The 16,316-nt window shown below is 52.6% G+C and carries 14 protein-coding genes and 1 tRNA gene; 4 read left to right on the forward strand and 11 right to left on the reverse strand.

What is annotated here, in order from left to right; translation table 11 throughout:
- Positions 1–74: 74 nt before the first annotated feature.
- The 7 genes from Q0P86_RS02355 to aroE form a co-directional block, all read right to left on the reverse strand.
- The gene (locus Q0P86_RS02355; RefSeq protein WP_295037169.1) at positions 75–1,121 is read right to left on the reverse strand and encodes an A/G-specific adenine glycosylase; all 1,047 of its coding nucleotides are present in this window, start codon (positions 1,119–1,121) and stop codon (positions 75–77) included.
- Positions 1,122–1,244: 123 nt separating this feature from the next.
- On the reverse strand, positions 1,245–2,732 hold the full coding sequence (locus tag Q0P86_RS02360) for a glycosyltransferase (RefSeq protein WP_291023075.1): 1,488 nt from the start codon (positions 2,730–2,732) through the stop codon (positions 1,245–1,247).
- A complete protein-coding gene (gene hisA, locus Q0P86_RS02365) occupies positions 2,701–3,522 on the reverse strand; it encodes a phosphoribosylformimino-5-aminoimidazole carboxamide ribotide isomerase (protein ID WP_295037172.1) in 822 nt (273 codons plus the stop codon). Before hisA ends, Q0P86_RS02360 begins: the two co-directional genes overlap by 32 nt.
- Positions 3,522–4,535: a hypothetical protein gene (locus Q0P86_RS02370; protein ID WP_295037175.1), complete on the reverse strand. Its 1,014-nt coding sequence runs from the start codon at positions 4,533–4,535 to the stop codon at positions 3,522–3,524. The genes hisA and Q0P86_RS02370 overlap by 1 nt, the downstream gene beginning before the upstream one ends.
- A gap of 99 nt (positions 4,536–4,634) precedes the next feature.
- A complete protein-coding gene (locus Q0P86_RS02375) occupies positions 4,635–5,618 on the reverse strand; it encodes a GDP-mannose 4,6-dehydratase (protein ID WP_290991665.1) in 984 nt (327 codons plus the stop codon).
- 92 nt (positions 5,619–5,710) lie between these two features.
- A complete protein-coding gene (gene aroB / locus Q0P86_RS02380; RefSeq protein ID WP_294111532.1) occupies positions 5,711–7,321 on the reverse strand; it encodes a 3-dehydroquinate synthase in 1,611 nt (536 codons plus the stop codon).
- Position 7,322: 1 nt separating this feature from the next.
- Positions 7,323–8,210: a shikimate dehydrogenase gene (gene aroE, locus Q0P86_RS02385; protein WP_295037177.1), complete on the reverse strand. Its 888-nt coding sequence runs from the start codon at positions 8,208–8,210 to the stop codon at positions 7,323–7,325.
- Between the two features lie 155 nt (positions 8,211–8,365).
- Here aroE and Q0P86_RS02390 point away from each other — a divergent pair, with 155 nt between their 5' ends.
- The 3 genes from Q0P86_RS02390 to Q0P86_RS02400 all read left to right on the forward strand — a co-directional run bounded on the left by Q0P86_RS02390 (position 8,366) and on the right by Q0P86_RS02400 (position 11,740).
- Entirely contained in the window at positions 8,366–9,490 is a 1,125-nt protein-coding gene (locus Q0P86_RS02390) for a PD-(D/E)XK nuclease family transposase (RefSeq protein WP_295037179.1), read from the forward strand.
- A gap of 62 nt (positions 9,491–9,552) precedes the next feature.
- Positions 9,553–9,999: a hypothetical protein gene (locus Q0P86_RS02395; protein ID WP_290991657.1), complete on the forward strand. Its 447-nt coding sequence runs from the start codon at positions 9,553–9,555 to the stop codon at positions 9,997–9,999.
- Positions 9,965–11,740, forward strand: a complete 1,776-nt coding sequence (locus tag Q0P86_RS02400; protein ID WP_295037192.1) for a DNA repair helicase XPB — start codon at positions 9,965–9,967, stop codon at positions 11,738–11,740. The genes Q0P86_RS02395 and Q0P86_RS02400 overlap by 35 nt, the downstream gene beginning before the upstream one ends.
- 39 nt (positions 11,741–11,779) lie before the next feature.
- On the opposite strand, the gene Q0P86_RS02405 is transcribed toward Q0P86_RS02400, so the two are convergent.
- A tRNA-Thr gene (locus Q0P86_RS02405) sits at positions 11,780–11,852 on the reverse strand.
- A 107-nt stretch (positions 11,853–11,959) separates the two neighbouring features.
- Between Q0P86_RS02405 and Q0P86_RS02410 the strand changes: the two genes are divergently transcribed.
- Positions 11,960–12,643: a tetratricopeptide repeat protein gene (locus Q0P86_RS02410; RefSeq protein ID WP_072977005.1), complete on the forward strand. Its 684-nt coding sequence runs from the start codon at positions 11,960–11,962 to the stop codon at positions 12,641–12,643.
- Positions 12,644–12,782: 139 nt separating this feature from the next.
- Here the strand turns inward: Q0P86_RS02410 and Q0P86_RS02415 are convergent, their stop codons facing one another.
- From Q0P86_RS02415 to Q0P86_RS02425, 3 genes are read right to left on the reverse strand one after another with little or no spacing between them, the layout of a single operon-like run.
- Positions 12,783–13,754: a rhomboid family intramembrane serine protease gene (locus Q0P86_RS02415; RefSeq protein WP_295037194.1), complete on the reverse strand. Its 972-nt coding sequence runs from the start codon at positions 13,752–13,754 to the stop codon at positions 12,783–12,785.
- A gap of 45 nt (positions 13,755–13,799) precedes the next feature.
- On the reverse strand, positions 13,800–15,383 hold the full coding sequence (locus Q0P86_RS02420; protein WP_295037196.1) for a hypothetical protein: 1,584 nt from the start codon (positions 15,381–15,383) through the stop codon (positions 13,800–13,802).
- Positions 15,383–16,288, reverse strand: coding sequence for a hypothetical protein (locus Q0P86_RS02425; protein ID WP_295037198.1), 906 nt, complete (start codon positions 16,286–16,288; stop codon positions 15,383–15,385). The genes Q0P86_RS02420 and Q0P86_RS02425 overlap by 1 nt, the downstream gene beginning before the upstream one ends.
- Positions 16,289–16,316: the final 28 nt, after the last annotated feature.

Raw genomic sequence — 16,316 nt, forward strand, 5'->3', positions numbered from 1 at the left:
GCTGGCTTTGGCGGGGATCTCCATTTCTTGTGTATGTCATTCTGGAACCACGAAGTGGTGACGCAATCCAGGGATTATAGCAAGGCCAATGCTTTTAGGCAGAAGCTGTTCGCGAAAAATTCTTGAGCTTCTTCTCGCTTGATCCACTGAATTTCATGCGCCGTTTTTGCAGAATGATTGCGAACGGGAGCCTTGCTTCTGAGCTGGATATGCAAAACGTCGCATTCCATTTTATGCACCGTGATGTTGTGCTTGAATTTCCCGATGCATTGAACGCTTGTCACTAGGTCTGCGTTAAAGTAGGTTTCTGCCTGGGCGGGAATACCTGCGGTCGCATTTCGCGGCGATTCAAAATGTGGCAGCGTGAATTGGTTCTTGAAGAATTTTTGTCCACCGTGGATTGCCAGAATCTTGTGGTCGCTGCTTTCGATGACGAGGATGGTTCCGTGCCAGTCCTTTTGAATATGCTTTTTGCTGGGCGGAAATTCGGCGGTGCGATTTTCAAGAGCCGCTCGGCAGACCTTTTGAAATGGGCAGCTTGCGCAATCGGGATTCTTGATTTTGCAGACGGTGCGGCCTAGCTCCATCAGGGCTTCGTTATGTATGTAGGCCTTGGGTGAGTCGGCGATTTCGCGGGCGTAATCCCAGTAGGTTTTTAGGGCGTCCTTGGATTCCGTCGGCAAAAAATCGAGTGCGTAAAGTCGCGAGAAAATGCGCACCAGGTTGCCGTCGAGAATCGCTTCTTGCTGGTGGTAGGCGAGGCTTAAAATCGCCCCTGCCGTGTATGCCCCGATACCGGGCAACGCTTCCAGTTCCTTGCGGGTCGTAGGCATGGTCGCCTTATTGTCATCCTGGAGCCGTAGGCGACGGGATCCATCCATTTTTTGCTGATTGATTATCTTGGCCGTCTTCAGAATGTTCCTGGCGCGGCTGTAGTAGCCGAGTCCCTGCCAGTAGCGGAACACTTCGTTTTCATCGGCGGCGGCAAGCGTTTCTATGTCGGGAAACCGCTTCATCCATCTTACGAAATAGTCGCGTACGGTAGAAACCTGCGTCTGCTGCAGCATAGTCTCGCTAATCCATACCGCATACGGATCGCGCGGCGCATCCAAATCGCTCAAGCGCCACGGCAAATCCGCAGCGCTCTTACGGAACCAATTGCGGAGTTCTTTTAAGGATTGCTTCGTCGTGATACTCCTCGCAATGACGTTTTGAATTCTGAAATCCGAATTCAGAATTCCGGATTATATCCCGTACGCTTCTTTTTTCAGTTTCCTAAAGTAATCGAACTGGGCCTTGGTGGAAGATTCCATAGTGTACTTGAGGCTGCGTTCGTGGGCCGTTTCGCGCATCTTGGCGTAGGTATCGGGTTCTTCAAGGTACAGCTTGCGGCATTCTTCCAGGGCGTTCAGCCAGGCGTCTTCGTCAATCGGCAAGATTCGGCCGGCGGCTTCGTCCATCACGATGTCGTGCGGTCCGCCGTAATCGCTGACGATAGCGGGCGTGCCGGTGGACATGGCTTCGACGACCACATTCCCGAAGGTATCCGTGGTGCTCGGGAACAGGAAAAAGTCGGAATCGGCGTAAAGGCCTGCGAGTATCTCGCCGCCCTGTTCGCCTGCAAAATGCACGCTACTGTCGCCTTCGAAAAATTTCTTGATTTCTTCGAGGTACCAGCCGTAACCTACATACATGAGTTCTACGTCTTTGTGCTTGGCTGCAAATTTTTTCCAGACGCTGTTCAGGAATTCCAGGTTCTTTTCCTTGGAAATGCGCCCGATGAACGAAAAACGAACCTTGCGCGCGATCCTAACTTGAGTCGCATTCGATTGTACAACATCTGTTTGTGTGTTGTCGGTAGGCGCGCCTGCTCCGTTGAACCTTTCCCAGGTTCCCTTGCCGCGTAGGTTCTGCGAGAATTTTTCTAAGGGGAGTCCGCGGGGCAAAATTTGCACTTGGTTTTCGGGCACTTTTAGCTGCGAAGTCAGAATGTTCGCATAGTCCTTGCAGGGGCTGACCACGGGGCGCGTCATGCGGTAGAAAATCTTCATGAGCCGAAGTACAAAGTGGAACATCCACTTGGCTTTCACGAGCGTCTTGGTGTAAGTCGGAACGTCGGTGCGGTAGTGGCTGAATACCTTGATGCCTGCGACTTTCGCGCAGAAGCAGACAAGCCATGCGCCAGGACTCGGTGTCTCGAATTCAATCAAGTCGACGGGGTAGCGCTTGAGCAGGCGAAGCACCGGGCCTACGCGCGGAATGGCGAGCTCGCTATTGGCATATCCGAGTTGTTCCATGCTGAACATGCGGGGAAGCAAAAGGCAGTAGCCGTTTTCCACGACGCCGCAGGGACGCGTGTTGAAAGCGTTTCCGGCGAGGAATGCGTTCATGCCGTGGGCCCGCATGTAGGGGATCACGTTTCTTAAGTTGTTTGCGATACCGTTGGTTTCGTCCAGGTTGTCGGAATAAAAAAGAATGCGCACATCATCGGCTGGGTGCTTCTTGCGTTCTTTTTTTAAATAGAATCGCAACTTCAGAAGTTTAGGCAAATTAAGAAACAGCGATCCGAATACGATCGGCGGAATCATGCCGGTGCGCAAGTTTCCGGGGGGCTGGTGCTTGAAACCGGACATCTTTCTGAAGGTGCTCGTGACGGTGCGTCCAAAGATAGCCGGACGCGTATCTAGCGAATCTGTTGGCTTAAGCTTTGTTGAATTTGACGCAGTCGGCATACTTCACTCCTTTGCCACCGAACAGGTCCAAGGCCGATCCGATGGTGAGATCAATCGTTCCGTTAGAAATTTGTTTGCAATGCTTGAGGTCTTCTAGCGACTTGGCGCCTCCCGCATACGTGCAAGGAATCGGGCTGTGCTCGGCGAGGAACATAATCAGTTCATCGTCCATGCCCTGCTGCTTTCCTTCGACATCGGCGGCGTGAATCAGGAATTCGTCGCAGTAACGCGAAAGGTCTTCGAGCGTTTCCTCGTTGATTTCAATGTCTATCAAAGTCTGCCAGCGGTTCGTGGCGATTTTCCAGCGGGGGCGTGCTTCGTCCGGACCGTCGATTTCGTCGTCGGGGACAAATTGCTTTCTCTTCGCAGAACTCACGCGCTTGCAGCTCAAGTCAAGCACCAGATGCTCCTTGCCGACCGTCTTGGAAAGCAATTCCAGGCGCTCACGGTCGAGCTTGCCTTCAGGGAAAATCCAGCTTGTCACGATTACATGAGATGCACCGGCATCCAGATATTCTTTCGCGTTCTCGGCAGTGATGCCACCGCCGACCTGCAGTCCGCCGGGATAGGCGGCGAGCGCTGTTTTCGCGGCTTCGGTGTTGCCCTTGCCGAGCATAATCACGTGGCCGCCCTTGATTCCATCTTTCTTGTAGAGTTCCGCAAACCAAGCGGGGGAACGGTCCGTTTCAAAATTCGTCTTGAGGCCAGCTCCGCTGTCATTCAGCGAGCTTCCTACAATCTGCTTTACACGTCCGTCGTGCAGGTCGATGCAGGGGCGAAACTTTGTCATTAGTCTTTAACTCCGGTAATGCACCAGTCCAGTTTTTTCCCGTGGCTTGCGTCGCTACGACCCCTGTAAAAGAGGACTTCGCCGCCGGCTGCAATCTTGAAGGCCTTCTTGGCGAACCAGCCGTCTACCTTGTCCAATAGACTAGCTTTCTGGAGCGTCTTTGCCACGCTGAACTTGAGTGCAGGAATAGAGGCGTCTTGCCATTCGAAGGTCAAGTCGCTTTTAGCAAATTTCTTGCCGTTGTAATTGTCGCTACCATCTTTGATTGCCTTGGGGCTTGCGACTTTCATTCCGGATTCGTCCTTGTATAGTGCGTATCCGAACGGTTCGCCACTTTTGGAAATCGAAACTCGGCCAGCAAATAGCGGGCTACGGGCGCTGGTGCTGAAGTTGACCGAACGTGCGGCCATATCGGTGGCCTGCTCGGTTTGCCAGGTCTGATCCATGTAGGCGTAGCCCTTTACGGCGATGGTGTCTTCGTTGTAGGCAATTTTGCCTTTTACACGGCCGTAAGGAATGTGCACGTATTGCCCGAATGTTTCTTTGCCGATTTTCCACACGCCGTTGCCGGGAACTTTTCCGACTTCGGCAGATTCGAATGTCACGTCGACCAGGAATTTGCCTCCCTTGTCGGCGGAAAAGAGCACGCGGTGATCTTTGCCCGGCTTGTGTTCCATCGCATATTCGCCGTTGATGTCTATGCTTGCCGTGGCCTTGTTTGCCTTCAGGCGTTCTGGCGGATACTGGCGGCCAACCGTGTACGTTTTGCTCTTGAAGTTCCAAAAGCTCATGTCGCAGGTGACTTTTTTACCGGCGCCAGGAATATGGAGCGTGGAATAGTTGATAAAGGCGCGAGTACCGTTGTCGAAAACGAACTGGTAACTCCAGGTCTCGTTGAATTCCTTGACGTTGCTCTGGTGCGGCATAAAGTCGTCGACCGATACGCTACGCACGGAACCTTGCGGCGCCACCACATCGCCTGCAAAAGCAAACGATGTACAGAGTGTTGCCATAATCGCTATCAGTATAGATTGCTTTGTCACGTTCGTTCCTCGCAATGACAATTCATTTTTTTCATATTCTATTCCGAACTCTGAATTCCGAAATCCGAATTAGAGTCTCAAGTCCTGTCCCATACCGAGCTTGAGTTCTGTACGACGGCGTAATACCATTTCATTGAACAAGTCGGTCAGGCAGTCTTCGATGCTGATCATCGGCTTCCACCCCATGCTCATGGCCTTTTCTGGGTTTCCGATCAGGAGCGGAATGTCGTTGCTGCGTTCGTAACCGGGGTCAAAACGGAAGTCGACGCTCACGCCGGCAATGTCGACGAGCATTTCGGTGAGTTCGCGGAACGTGTATGACTTGCCGCAGCAAAGGTTGTAGGCTTCACCCGGTTCGGACTGGTTCAAAAGCTGAATCATGCCGCGTGCCACATCGCGCACGTCAATTACGTCGCGGCTAATGTCGAGACTGCCCGAATAGACGGTGGGCTCCGCGCCGTAATACTTGATTTTGACAAGCTGGTAGGTGATGGAAGGAATCACGAAACGGCGGCTGTGGTGCGGGCCCGTAAAGTGGAAGGGACGCGCGAAAACCACGTGCAATCCGTAGGCGTTCTTGAACTGGTTGCCCAGAAGTTCCATGCAAGCTTTCGATGTTGCATAAGGCGTGAGCGGATTCGGGGCGTCTGTTTCTTTATGCAAATAGGTGAGCTGGTGGTCGGTGCGACCGTAAATTTCGCTGGAACTCAAAAGCATCACCTTTGCCTTCGGGCAATTCTGGCGCACGGCTTCGAGCAAGTTCTGCGTGCCGAGCAGGTTAATGTTCAGCGTTTCGTACGGCTTCTTGTAGCTGAGCCCCACCGACGACTGGCTCGCCAGGTGGTAAATGTGCGTGGGCTGCACGAACTGAATCACGTCTTGCATGTGTTTGAAGTTCAGCAAGTCACCATTCAGGTATTCGACTCCTTCGACTTTCTGCCAGGGCTGCGGCTGTTCGTCGCTAAAGCTGTACAGATCGTGGGTGGTACCCACAAGGCTCGACAGAATGTGGTACCCGAGGGCACCCGTTCCTCCAGTTACAAGAATACTCATATATTCGTCCTTAGTCCATAGTTGTTGGCAATTAGAAATAAAGAATCAGAATTGCAAAATCATTCTGAAATCCTAATTTCCTAATCCCGAATTCATTTAATCGCTCCCCAGCTTTGAGTAATGAAGTCTTTGTCGATGTTCACGACCTTTTCCACGGCTCCAATCTTCGTGGGAAGGATGTAAACACGTTTGCCCTTTTCTGCCTTCTTGTCAACAGCCATGGCGTCCCATGCGGCTTCCACGTCGATATCGTATTTCTTCGGGAATCCGAGGTCGTCCAAGAGTTTGTTCTGACGAGCTTCTTCTTCGGCGCTGATTTTGCCGAGGAGAACTGCTGCGCGGGCGGCCACGCGCATGCCAAGCGACACGGCGATGCCGTGGGTGAACATGCTGTAGTGCGTCAAGTTTTCGATAGCATGCCCGAAGGTATGCCCGTAATTCAAAATAGCACGGAGTCCCGCTTCCTTTTCGTCGATGCCGACGACTGCGGCCTTGATGGCGCAGCTGCGGTAAATCAGGTGCTTCAAAACGTCGAGGTCGTGAGCCTTGATCTTTTCGACGTTCTGTTCCATATAACGGAAGAATTCTTCGTCGTAAATCACGCCGTACTTTACGATTTCGGCAAGTCCCGCCAGGTATTCCGTTTCGGGCAAGGTGCTGAGCACCGCGAGGTCGCAGACCACAGCCTTCGGCTGGTAGAATGCGCCAATCATGTTCTTGCCTTCGGGGTGGTTCACGGCAACCTTTCCGCCCACGGAACTGTCGACCATGCTCAAAAGAGTTGTCGGGAACTGGATAAACGGAATGCCGCGCTGGTAGGTGGCGGCACCGAAGCCTGCCATGTCGCCGACCACGCCGCCGCTAAACTGCAACAGGCAGCTCTTGCGGGTGTAGCCGCGGTGGAGCATGAAGCTGAACAGCTGGTTCAGGTTGTGAAGCGTCTTGTTCTTTTCGCCGGCCTGGAATTTGAAAATTGGACAGCGTCCGGCCTGGCCTCTCAGTTCGCCGAGCATCTGGCTCTGGACCTTTGCGATGTTTGTGTCGGTGCAGACCAGGAACTCGTGGCTTGGTGCAAGCTTCAGACATTCCAGCAGCACGCCCGCTTCGGGAATAATGTTCTTGCCGATAAAGATGGGGTAGCGTCCGCCGCTGCTCGGGCACACGTCCAGCGCATGACTGTTCCAGAAATTCAGGATGTACAGGATGCGTTCGATCACGTGGTCTTCGGTGTATTCGTCGGAGCTTTCTACACTGAAGTCGGCGTGTGCGTAATTCTTTTCGCGTTCCTTGAGCATCACCTTGATTTTTTCGAGGCGTTCTTCGTCGGAGAGGTTCGCAAGCAGCGGGCGAGTGTTCTTGCGGCCAATGCGTTCCGAAAGCACTTCGGGCTTTGCCCACAGGCGAATGATCGTGCCGTTTTCGCGGATGACTTTGAGGTTGTCCGGCTGCGTGAGGGCTCCGCCGCCCAAAGAAATAATGTGCGGCGTTTCTTTCTTTGCAAATTCGGCAACCACGTCGCGTTCCATTTCGCGGAACTTGGCTTCGCCGTCCTGTTCAAAGATTTCGCTGATGGTTTTTCCAGCTCGTTCGACGATAACGGCGTCGGTATCCACGTAGGGGCGGTTTAACCGTTCTGCCAGGGCGCGTCCGGTGCGGGATTTTCCACTTGCCATGAATCCGGTGAAAAAGATGTGCTTGTTCATGTTAACCCTGCATTCCTTTACGCATAATCTGTGCGAGTTCGTCGTTCATCTTGTTTTTAGTTTCTTCGGGGAACCATTTTCTAAAGCTTTCGATACCCTGGTGCACCAGCATTCCTTCGCCGGTCACCACCTTGCAGCCTTTTGCCTGGGCCGTTTTTAACAGCTTGGTCATGGGCGGTGTGTACACGATATCCATCACGGCCTGACCTTGGTGCAAGGATTCTTCGGTCAGGGGAGACTGGTCTTCGTTTGGAGTCATGCCCACGGAGGTCGCATTGATGATGATTTCGATATCCTTGGATACGACCGGAAATTCATCGAACGTGGCGACTTGGACCTGGGGAGCCTTGCCGTTAAAGAACTGGTTCAGGCTATCGGCGAGCGCTTGGCCTTTCTCTCGGCTACGGCACACGATGGTGAGCTGGTTCTGCATTTCGGCGAGCGTGTAGGCGATTGCCTTGGCGGCTCCTCCGTTTCCGAGGAGCGCTACTCTCTTGTTCGAGGGCTCAACTCCAGATTCCTGCAGGTTGCGGATGCATCCGTAGGGGTCGGTTGTCGTACCACATAAAGTGCCCCCGACAACGCCGTCTTTCCAGTAGAGCGTATTCACGCTGCCGGTAAACTTCGAAATGTCCGAAAGTTCGTCCACAAGGTCCATAACGGGTGTCTTGTAGGGAATCGTGACATTTGCCCCGCGGAACTTCATGGCCCTAAAACCCTTGATGGCGTCGGCCAAATTATCGGGCTCCGGGGCGTAGGGCAAATAGGCCGCATTGATGCCTAATGCTTCAAATAGCGCATTATGCATCAGCGGCGACTTGCTATGACCAACAGGATGACCGAAAATACAAAGCGTCTCGGTCTTTCCATTCAATTTTAACTGGCTCAAAAAAACCTCTTTTTTTACAATATAAAGATATAAAAATACACGAAAATGAAAGATTGTGATGTCACGGAGGGTGGTATATGGTCTTTATTTTCTCATTTTTTCAAATACTTGCGTGTATAGTAGTAGGGACTATTAAAAAAAAGGAACTATTGACTATGAAAACTGCAAATAATCGTGGCGTTGACCCCATTCTCGAACTTCTCGGCCTTGCACACCTGTATCGTGGCAGGCGTCCGCTTGTCTGGATTCCGGATCTGTACCCAAAGCCGGTATCTACACCTCTAAAAACCGATGAACAGCGCGAAACGAAGTCGAATTCTTTACGTGAAAAGGTTTCTGCGTATGGGGTGGGATCAAGGGATCCCGGTAAAACGGGGGATTCGGCTAGCAGTTCCGTCGAGGTCGATCTCTCGGAATATTTCGTTGACACCAGGGAGGATGGCCCCTACGCGAGCCTCTTGACTGATGAAACCTTCAAAAAGGCGTTTTCCCCCGATACGGAGCAGGGCAAGTGCAACCTTCTCAACTTGCTGAACGATATGCTCGAAGGGCAGATTCCGCACCGCATTATTGACGTGTATTCGCAGCAGCTTGAGCAGAACGAATCCGGCAGCAAGGAGTCCAGGACTTCCATTTTTGACCTGCATTGTCGCGACGAGGTGGGGGATTTTATCGAAATCGAGGTACAGATCCGTAAAAAGACGAACTTCTTGAAGCGCCTTGCTTTCTATTCGGGGCAGATGATTGTAAAGCAGGGGATTCCTGGTGACGAGTGGAATTACGATGTCAAGCCGACTTACGTCATTGCGATTACGAAGCACAGGGTGTTCGATGATGACCGCACTATCCACCGTGCGGGTATCGTGGATTATGCGACTAACAAGCCGATTGTCGATAGTGTCAACTTTACGGTGGTTGAGTTGCCGAAGGTCGGGCGGATAATCCGCGAGAACGATGCCGAGGCTGCAAAATGGATGTTTGCTCTCAAGTACCTGAACCGTATCAAGCGCCTACCTCCCGCCTTGAACGAGGGAAAGTTCAAAGGGTTGCTTCTTTCTGCAAAAGTAGCTAGATTCAATAAGGAAGAACTAGAAAGGTACAGGTATACTATGAAAATGGAATGGGACGATTATGCGGAATGGACTGCCCTTGTCGAGGACCACCCAGAGTACTTGAAAGAGGCTGAGCAAAAGGCCGTTGACGCTCGTGATAGTGAAATAGCGCAAATGCTTGATGACGGAATGACTCTGGAAAAGTTGCGGGAGTACTTGCGTAAATAGGGATCGATTCGTTTTATGGGAATGGTGATTATGTTTTGCTAAAAAATCATTCCTTTTTCCCGATGATGGCGCTATCTGCCATTTTCTTTACTGCTTGTGGCGAAGATTCCTCTAATAACTCGAACACCTCGGAACAGGCGGCCTGTTCCGTGAGCAAGAATGACGATGCTGAGTCCTACACCCTCAAGTGCCTGGACGGCACCGAAGTCGTGATTCACGACGGTAAAGACGGTTCCGACGGCAAGAATGGCTCCGATGGAAAGAATGGCGATGATGGTGGCGCGGGCATTTCCGGCGAAGGGTGTTCGGTAAAGTCAAATGATGACGGCTCGTTTGCTTTGACTTGTCCCGATGGTACGAACATCGATTTTTATGCGCCTTTCAAGATGAGTGTGCGTGAAGGTAGTGAGAATGTTTTATTTAAAAGCATAAAATATTATTGTCATTCCGATTTTTTTACTAAATTTGGCGCCTATGAATCCGAATGGCGCCATTATTGTTCAGAGTAATATGGAAATTATGGTGGAGGTTGATGCCCCTACCTACGAAGCTGCCCGCGACGCGATTGCCCCTTTCACCGAACTGGTCAAGAGCCCCGAGCATTTGCATACCTACAAGATTAGCCCCCTCAGCCTGTGGAACGCCGCTTCGACGGGCCTTCGTGCACCCGAAGTTCTGGAACGTCTCGAAAGCCAGAGTCGCTTCCCGATTCCTGAAACCGTCGTTACGGAAGTTCAGGATTACATGGACCGTTATGGTCTGTTGCGTCTTAAGAAAGAAGGCGACAAGCTGATTGTCGAATCCGATGACAAGTACATGTTCACCGAAATCTGCCACCTCAAGGAGGTGGAACCGTTCATTCGTCAGTTTATTGACGACTTGCACGCCGAAGTGGACCCGGAACGCCGCGGCCACTTGAAGATGGCCCTCACGAATGCGGGTTTCCCGGTGGAAGACTTGGCCGGTTATACCATGGGCGATCCGCTTCCGATTCACTTGCGTGAAACGACGGTGGGCGGAAAGCCGTTTGCTCTCCGCGACTACCAGAAGGAAGCTGCCCAGGTGTTCTACGCGAGCGGTTCCGAAAAGGGCGGTTCGGGCGTGATTGTGCTGCCTTGCGGTTCGGGTAAGACCGTGATTGGCCTTGCCACGATGGCTTTGGTACAAACTAAGACCTTGATTTTGACGCCGAACATTTCGGCTTCTCGTCAGTGGATTCGTGAAATTTGCGACAAGACGGACTTGACTCTCGACCAGGTGAAGGAATACTCCGGCGAAGTCAAGGAAATCGGCCCCGTGACGGTGGCGACCTACCAGATTTTGACGCAGCGTAAGCGTGCCAAGAAGGCCGACGAAAAAGCCGATGCCGATATCGATGATTTGACCGAAGAAGAAGTCAAGAAGGAACTCGCGAACTTCCCGCTCTTTAGTCAGGAAAAGTGGGGCCTGATGATTTACGACGAAGTGCACTTGCTGCCGGCTCCGGTGTTCCGTCTGAGTACCGAAATGCAGGCCACTCGCCGCCTGGGCCTTACCGCCACGCTCGTGCGCGAAGACCACAAGGAAACCGAAGTGTTCAGCTTGATTGGCCCCAAGAAGTACGACATCCCGTGGCGTATTCTGGAAGCCCAGGGCTGGATTGCGACTGCCGACTGTAACGAAATCCGCATCCCGATGGAAGCGGAACTCAAGATGAAGTATGCGCTTGCGCCTGTCCGCGAAAAAATTACGCTGGCATCTACAAACCCCGAAAAGACGGACATCGTGGAACGCCTGCTCAAGTACTTTGACAAGCCCGATGACCGCGTGCTGATTATCGGCCAGTACATCGACCAGCTCGAAGCCCTTTCCGAAGACTTGCAGATTCCGCTGATTACGGGTAAGACGCCGAACAAGGAGCGCGAAAAGCTTTATGCCGCCTTCCGTAACGGAACGCAGAAGAACTTGATGGTCTCGAAGGTGGGTAACTTCGCTATCGACTTGCCGGATGCCAACGTGCTCATCCAGATTTCGGGTACCTTCGGTAGCCGACAGGAAGAAGCCCAGCGTCTCGGTCGCGTGCTCCGCCCCAAGAGCGACGGTGGCGCCGCCCACTTCTACAGTATCGTGACGCAGGATTCCAAGGAACAGGAATTCGCCATAAACCGCCAGCTGTTCCTTACGGAACAAGGCTATGCTTATAAGATTATCAAAAGAGGAGACTGGGACATTCTCGCCAGAACTCCTGAAGAGTTAGCTGCTAGAAAATAAATAAAAGAAAAATCCCGCTCATCGAGCGGGATTTTTTCGAGCCACCCAGCAGATTTGAACTGCCGACCTGCTGATTACGAATCAGCTGCTCTACCAGCTGAGCTAGAGTGGCGTGGTAGGCCAAAATTAGTAAATCGGGGTTGTTTTGTCAAGGTCTGCTGACAATACAATAAAATTTTTCTATGATTGGAACACGAAAATTTAACATGGATGTTAAAAATGGCTAACGAATCGAATACCAACAATTCTGAAATTAAGGAATTTTTTGTCGCTCACGGCTCCAAGGTCGTTGCCGCCCTCGTGGTGGTGATGGTTATCGTGGTGGGTGTGGTGCAGTTCCGCGACTACCGCAAGGCTTCTGCCGCTGAACAGGCTGAACTCCTCGGTCCTGGCATGACTTATCTGTATGCAAGCGAAAAGGACAGTGCCTTGGTGGAATTCGAATCCAAGATCAATTCTGGCAAGCTTTCCGGCGTGGCTCTGGCCAAGGCCGCTCTCTATGCAGGCAACATCAAGTACCAGTCCGGTGACTTTGACGCCGCCGCAGTGTTCTTCCAGAAGAGCCTCGACAATGCCGGCTCCGTGGCCTTGGTCCGTTCGGCCGCCATGCACGGTCTTGCCTCCGTGAAGATTGAAAAGGGCGACTATTCCGCCGCTGCCGGTCTGTTGGAAAAGTACATCTCCGAATTTGCAAAGCGCACGGGTGACCAGGAAGACCGCTTCCAGAAGGACGAACCGGTGGACGAAGTTCCGATGGTGGCCGACGCCATGTGGAAACTCACTCTCGTTTACGAACAGCTCGGTGCTGCCGACAAGGCCAAGCAGACTGCAGAACGCATTCTCACGGTCTACGGCGACAACCAGGCGTACGCCGACAAGGCAAAGAAGTTCCTCGCTAAGTAATTAGCGACTGCGCTCTTGTGGCGCATCAGTTTTGCCGAGTATTAAGAAAGGCGGCTTTTAAGCCGCCTCTCTTGTTTTTTATCGCTGTCAAAAAATGTCTCGCAAAATCCAATCCAATTTAGAGCCAGGTGGGAATCTCTTATAAAGCCAATTTCCACGCGATTACGTATAGCGCGTAGTAAATGAGCAGGCCGACTCCGTCGGCGGTAGCAAGCGGCGTTCCCCAGCGGAGCGCTTTTTTGCTGGGAATGAATCCGCAGAAAAGTCCGGCGACGAATCCGTAGGCGTGCCCCAGAATGTCGGCGTTCTCGCCGAGTCCAAGGAACACGGCGAGCGATGCCGCGCCGCAGAGCGGCGCGAACCTGCGAAGCAGTCCATGCGTTTCCTTGGGCATGAGCCTAAATTCAACGACGCTGAGGCAACCGATAGCGGCGAAAACGAATGTCGAAAACCCGAGCGAACGGAAACTCGTCTGTACGGTCAAGGAAACGCACAGGTTCGCGATTGCTGACGCAATCGCGATAAACGGCGCGAGCCGTAAGAGCGGAATGCGGAAGGTAATCATATTCATCACGATGTAGCCGCAAATTAAATTCGAGGCCAGGTGCCTTACGTCGCCGTGCAATGTTTGCGCGGTCAGCGAACGCCACCATTCGCCCTTAAGGACCTTGGCTGCATCCGAAATGCCGGGCGTATGCAGGTTCATGGCGTCTGTAAAATCAATCAGCGTGACAATCAAGGGTGCAAGCAAAACCCAGAGCGGCTGCAGGCTAAAACTCAAGGGAATCGGCGGGTTTTCTTCTTTGGGCGGATTCTCTTTGCGGTACAGCTCCAACTGTTCGCGTGCTCGCGCCTCGTGCTCGGGCAAAACAAAAATCAGGAACGGGCCTTCGATACTGCGCAAGAGCCGGTGCGAAATTCCCTGCGAAAGCAGCACCAGGCTGTCATCTCGAATCTGGCGGAACGTGCCTTCGGACACGCAGACGATTTCAGGGTATTCTGGTTCCTGCGGCTCGGGCGATTCGTCGTTTGGCGTTGGAGGCTGTTCGGGCGGAATATCCAACGGAGAACGCATGTAGCGCGGTCGCAATGGCGACATGAATCGTGGCATGTGTACCTCCTCGGATGGGTTTCCCTTAAGATATAAAATTCGCTACTACGCGAGTACCGCCGCCGAGGTCATCGCGAACTTGCCGCTTGCCGTTTCGCATTCGGCGCGCAGGTAGGCAAAGTTGTCTGCGTTTACGGTGATGTCTGTTTTTGCCGGGGCGGCGACAAGGCTTTCCATGCAGACGGTTTCGTTCTTGGCGAGCTTGCCACCTGCAGAACGCTTGCGCCCGAAAATGCGGATGTAGCGGAAGGCTCCGCCAAAATCTTGCGTATTGCGGGCATGGAATGTCACCGTCTTTTCGCCGCGTTCCCACCAGAGAGCCGGGCCATCGGTAATGTAGCAGTTGTCGCCCGCGAATGCTTCGTGGATTGTCTCGCTTGAAACTTTAGTTCCGAATTCCGAATTCCGAATTCCGCATTTAATTACCGTTCTCACTTTCCCGAAAACATGTTCGCGTGAAAGCCTCAATGAAATCAGCGGCATGCTGACTGATGTCGTGTCGTTCAAGTCGCCGTGAGCGTCGTTGCCACCAATCGGGAGCAAGAAATTCCCCTTGCCGAGTTCCTCGATCCACCATTCTCTTCCAAGCTTGAATCCTTCATCACGAATTCCGTTCCAGAACTGGATTCCGCGGATTTTGTGAGGGGCGTCCAGATTCAAATCTTTGTGGCTCCAGTAGCCGCGACGGAAAATGAACTTTTCGAGGTAGCCCATGGGCTGCATCGGGTGGGCTGCAAAGCAATGTGCCGCGGTCATTTCCAAAAGCTTGGAAATCTTGAAGGTAGGCTTGTTGTCGAGCCAGTTGCGCCCGCAGTCGCCAAGGCCGGGCAGGTATCCTTCGGGGCCGAGTACAGTCATGTGCACGTTTTCGCCTTTGGAATTGCCTGCAGAAACTTCTTCGCCCGCAATCATCAGAGGCATGTCGGTGACCTCGTTCAGCTTGCGTACTTCTTCACGGAGGGCATCAAAGCGGGTGAGCGGAGTGTCCGCCTCTTTGGTGTAGTCTTCGGTGGTGTAGGCAAAATCGTAGGCGTGGTCGGTGCAACTTACAAAATCGAGCCCGACGGCTTGGGCCGCCTGTTGCAATACTGCAGGCGAGGCGCCGTGTTCCACGTGGTCTGCCGAGTAGTGCGTGTGGCAATGCATTTCGCTGGCGATAAATCCCGGGGCTTTCGGCGGCTCTTCGGCGAGCACATGAATTTTTAAGGGCTTGGGTTTTAAGCCCGGATAATTCCAGCGGGTAAAAATCTTGGTTGCAGTGCGCTCGCCATTCTCGTTGATTCGCTTTGCGTAAATTTGGCAGTCGATTTCATAATTACCCGCAGGAAGCTTGCCCAACCTGACGGGGTAAAATCCAAATTGCTCCGTGGTGCGGATATGTAAATCGACGCTCTTGTTAGTGCTGAAATTTTCGGAGCCTGTAATTGAAATTTCAATTTTTTCAATAAGCGTCGGGAACCGATGCGCGTCGCGGACCACCAACCATAAAATAGGCTCGACTCCAGGAACAAACTGAAAGGGCGCGTCCGCTAGAATTTCAGGCCACGGCCTAAACAGCAGCGACCAGGGGAGTTTAAACTTGAAATGCGTCTCGGCGTAATGCAACTTTTCGCCAGGAAGAAAACTCATTATTCCTCCGGGGCTTTTTCTTTTGCAGTCTGCTCCGGTTCGCTTGCCGGGGGAGTTGCTGTGGAAGTTGCCGGGGGAGTTGCTGCGGAGGTTGCCATGGATGTTGCCGGGGGCGTTGCAGTATTTGTTGAGTTGTCGTCCGCGTCGTCTTCTTCGACAGGCTCGGGTTCGTTCCACAGCCCAAAGCTGACGCGCACTTGCATCGTGAGTCCGCCGATATTCCATTTGGCTTTCTTTTCGGGACCGTCAGGAGCGATGTCCGAATACTTCTTGTCCGATTCCACCTTGATGCTGCTGTAGCCTATGTCGCCGTAAATGTTGAAGCTTTTCCAGTTGGCAATAAGGTAGCCGACGCTGATGCCGAAACCCGCTCCCACAGCGGACGATTTTGCTTCCAGCTGTCCCCAGGTGCTGTAAATTTCGGTGCCTGGCAGCACCCAGTACCAGCGCACGGCGATACTGAAGAGGCTTTCTCCCGAAAGGGTCATCAGGTTGCGCGGAATGCCGAGGCGGTATTCAAGGAACAGCGGCATTCCCTGGATGGTGTAGCTGTAGTTATGCGTCCTGTTCTTGCGGTCGGTGAGCACCACCTCTTCGTTGTCGTAGATAAAGCTCAAACCGAGACTTACGAAATTCTCGGGGAAAATTTGGTATTGCAGTCCGGCCGAAATCGGGAAACAGAAATTCACCTTCTGGAAATCCTGCTTGGCGACGCTGAGCGATTCACTTTCGGTGAGGGCGTCTTCCCTAAAACTGTAGTAGAGGGTGTCGATGGCGTTCTGGAAGTATTCTCGCTCCGGAAAATCCAAAAAAGAAACGGCGGGCTGCAAAAAAATCGAAAGTCTGGAACGGTCGCGTGTCGAGGTTTCTTCGGCGGCCATCGCAGATGCGGCAAGGAGCACCACAAGGAAAATGTGTAGCAACTGTTTCGTT

Origin of the sequence: uncultured Fibrobacter sp., from assembly GCF_946062555.1 — a bacterium.
Classification (GTDB): Bacteria; Fibrobacterota; Fibrobacteria; order Fibrobacterales; family Fibrobacteraceae; genus Fibrobacter.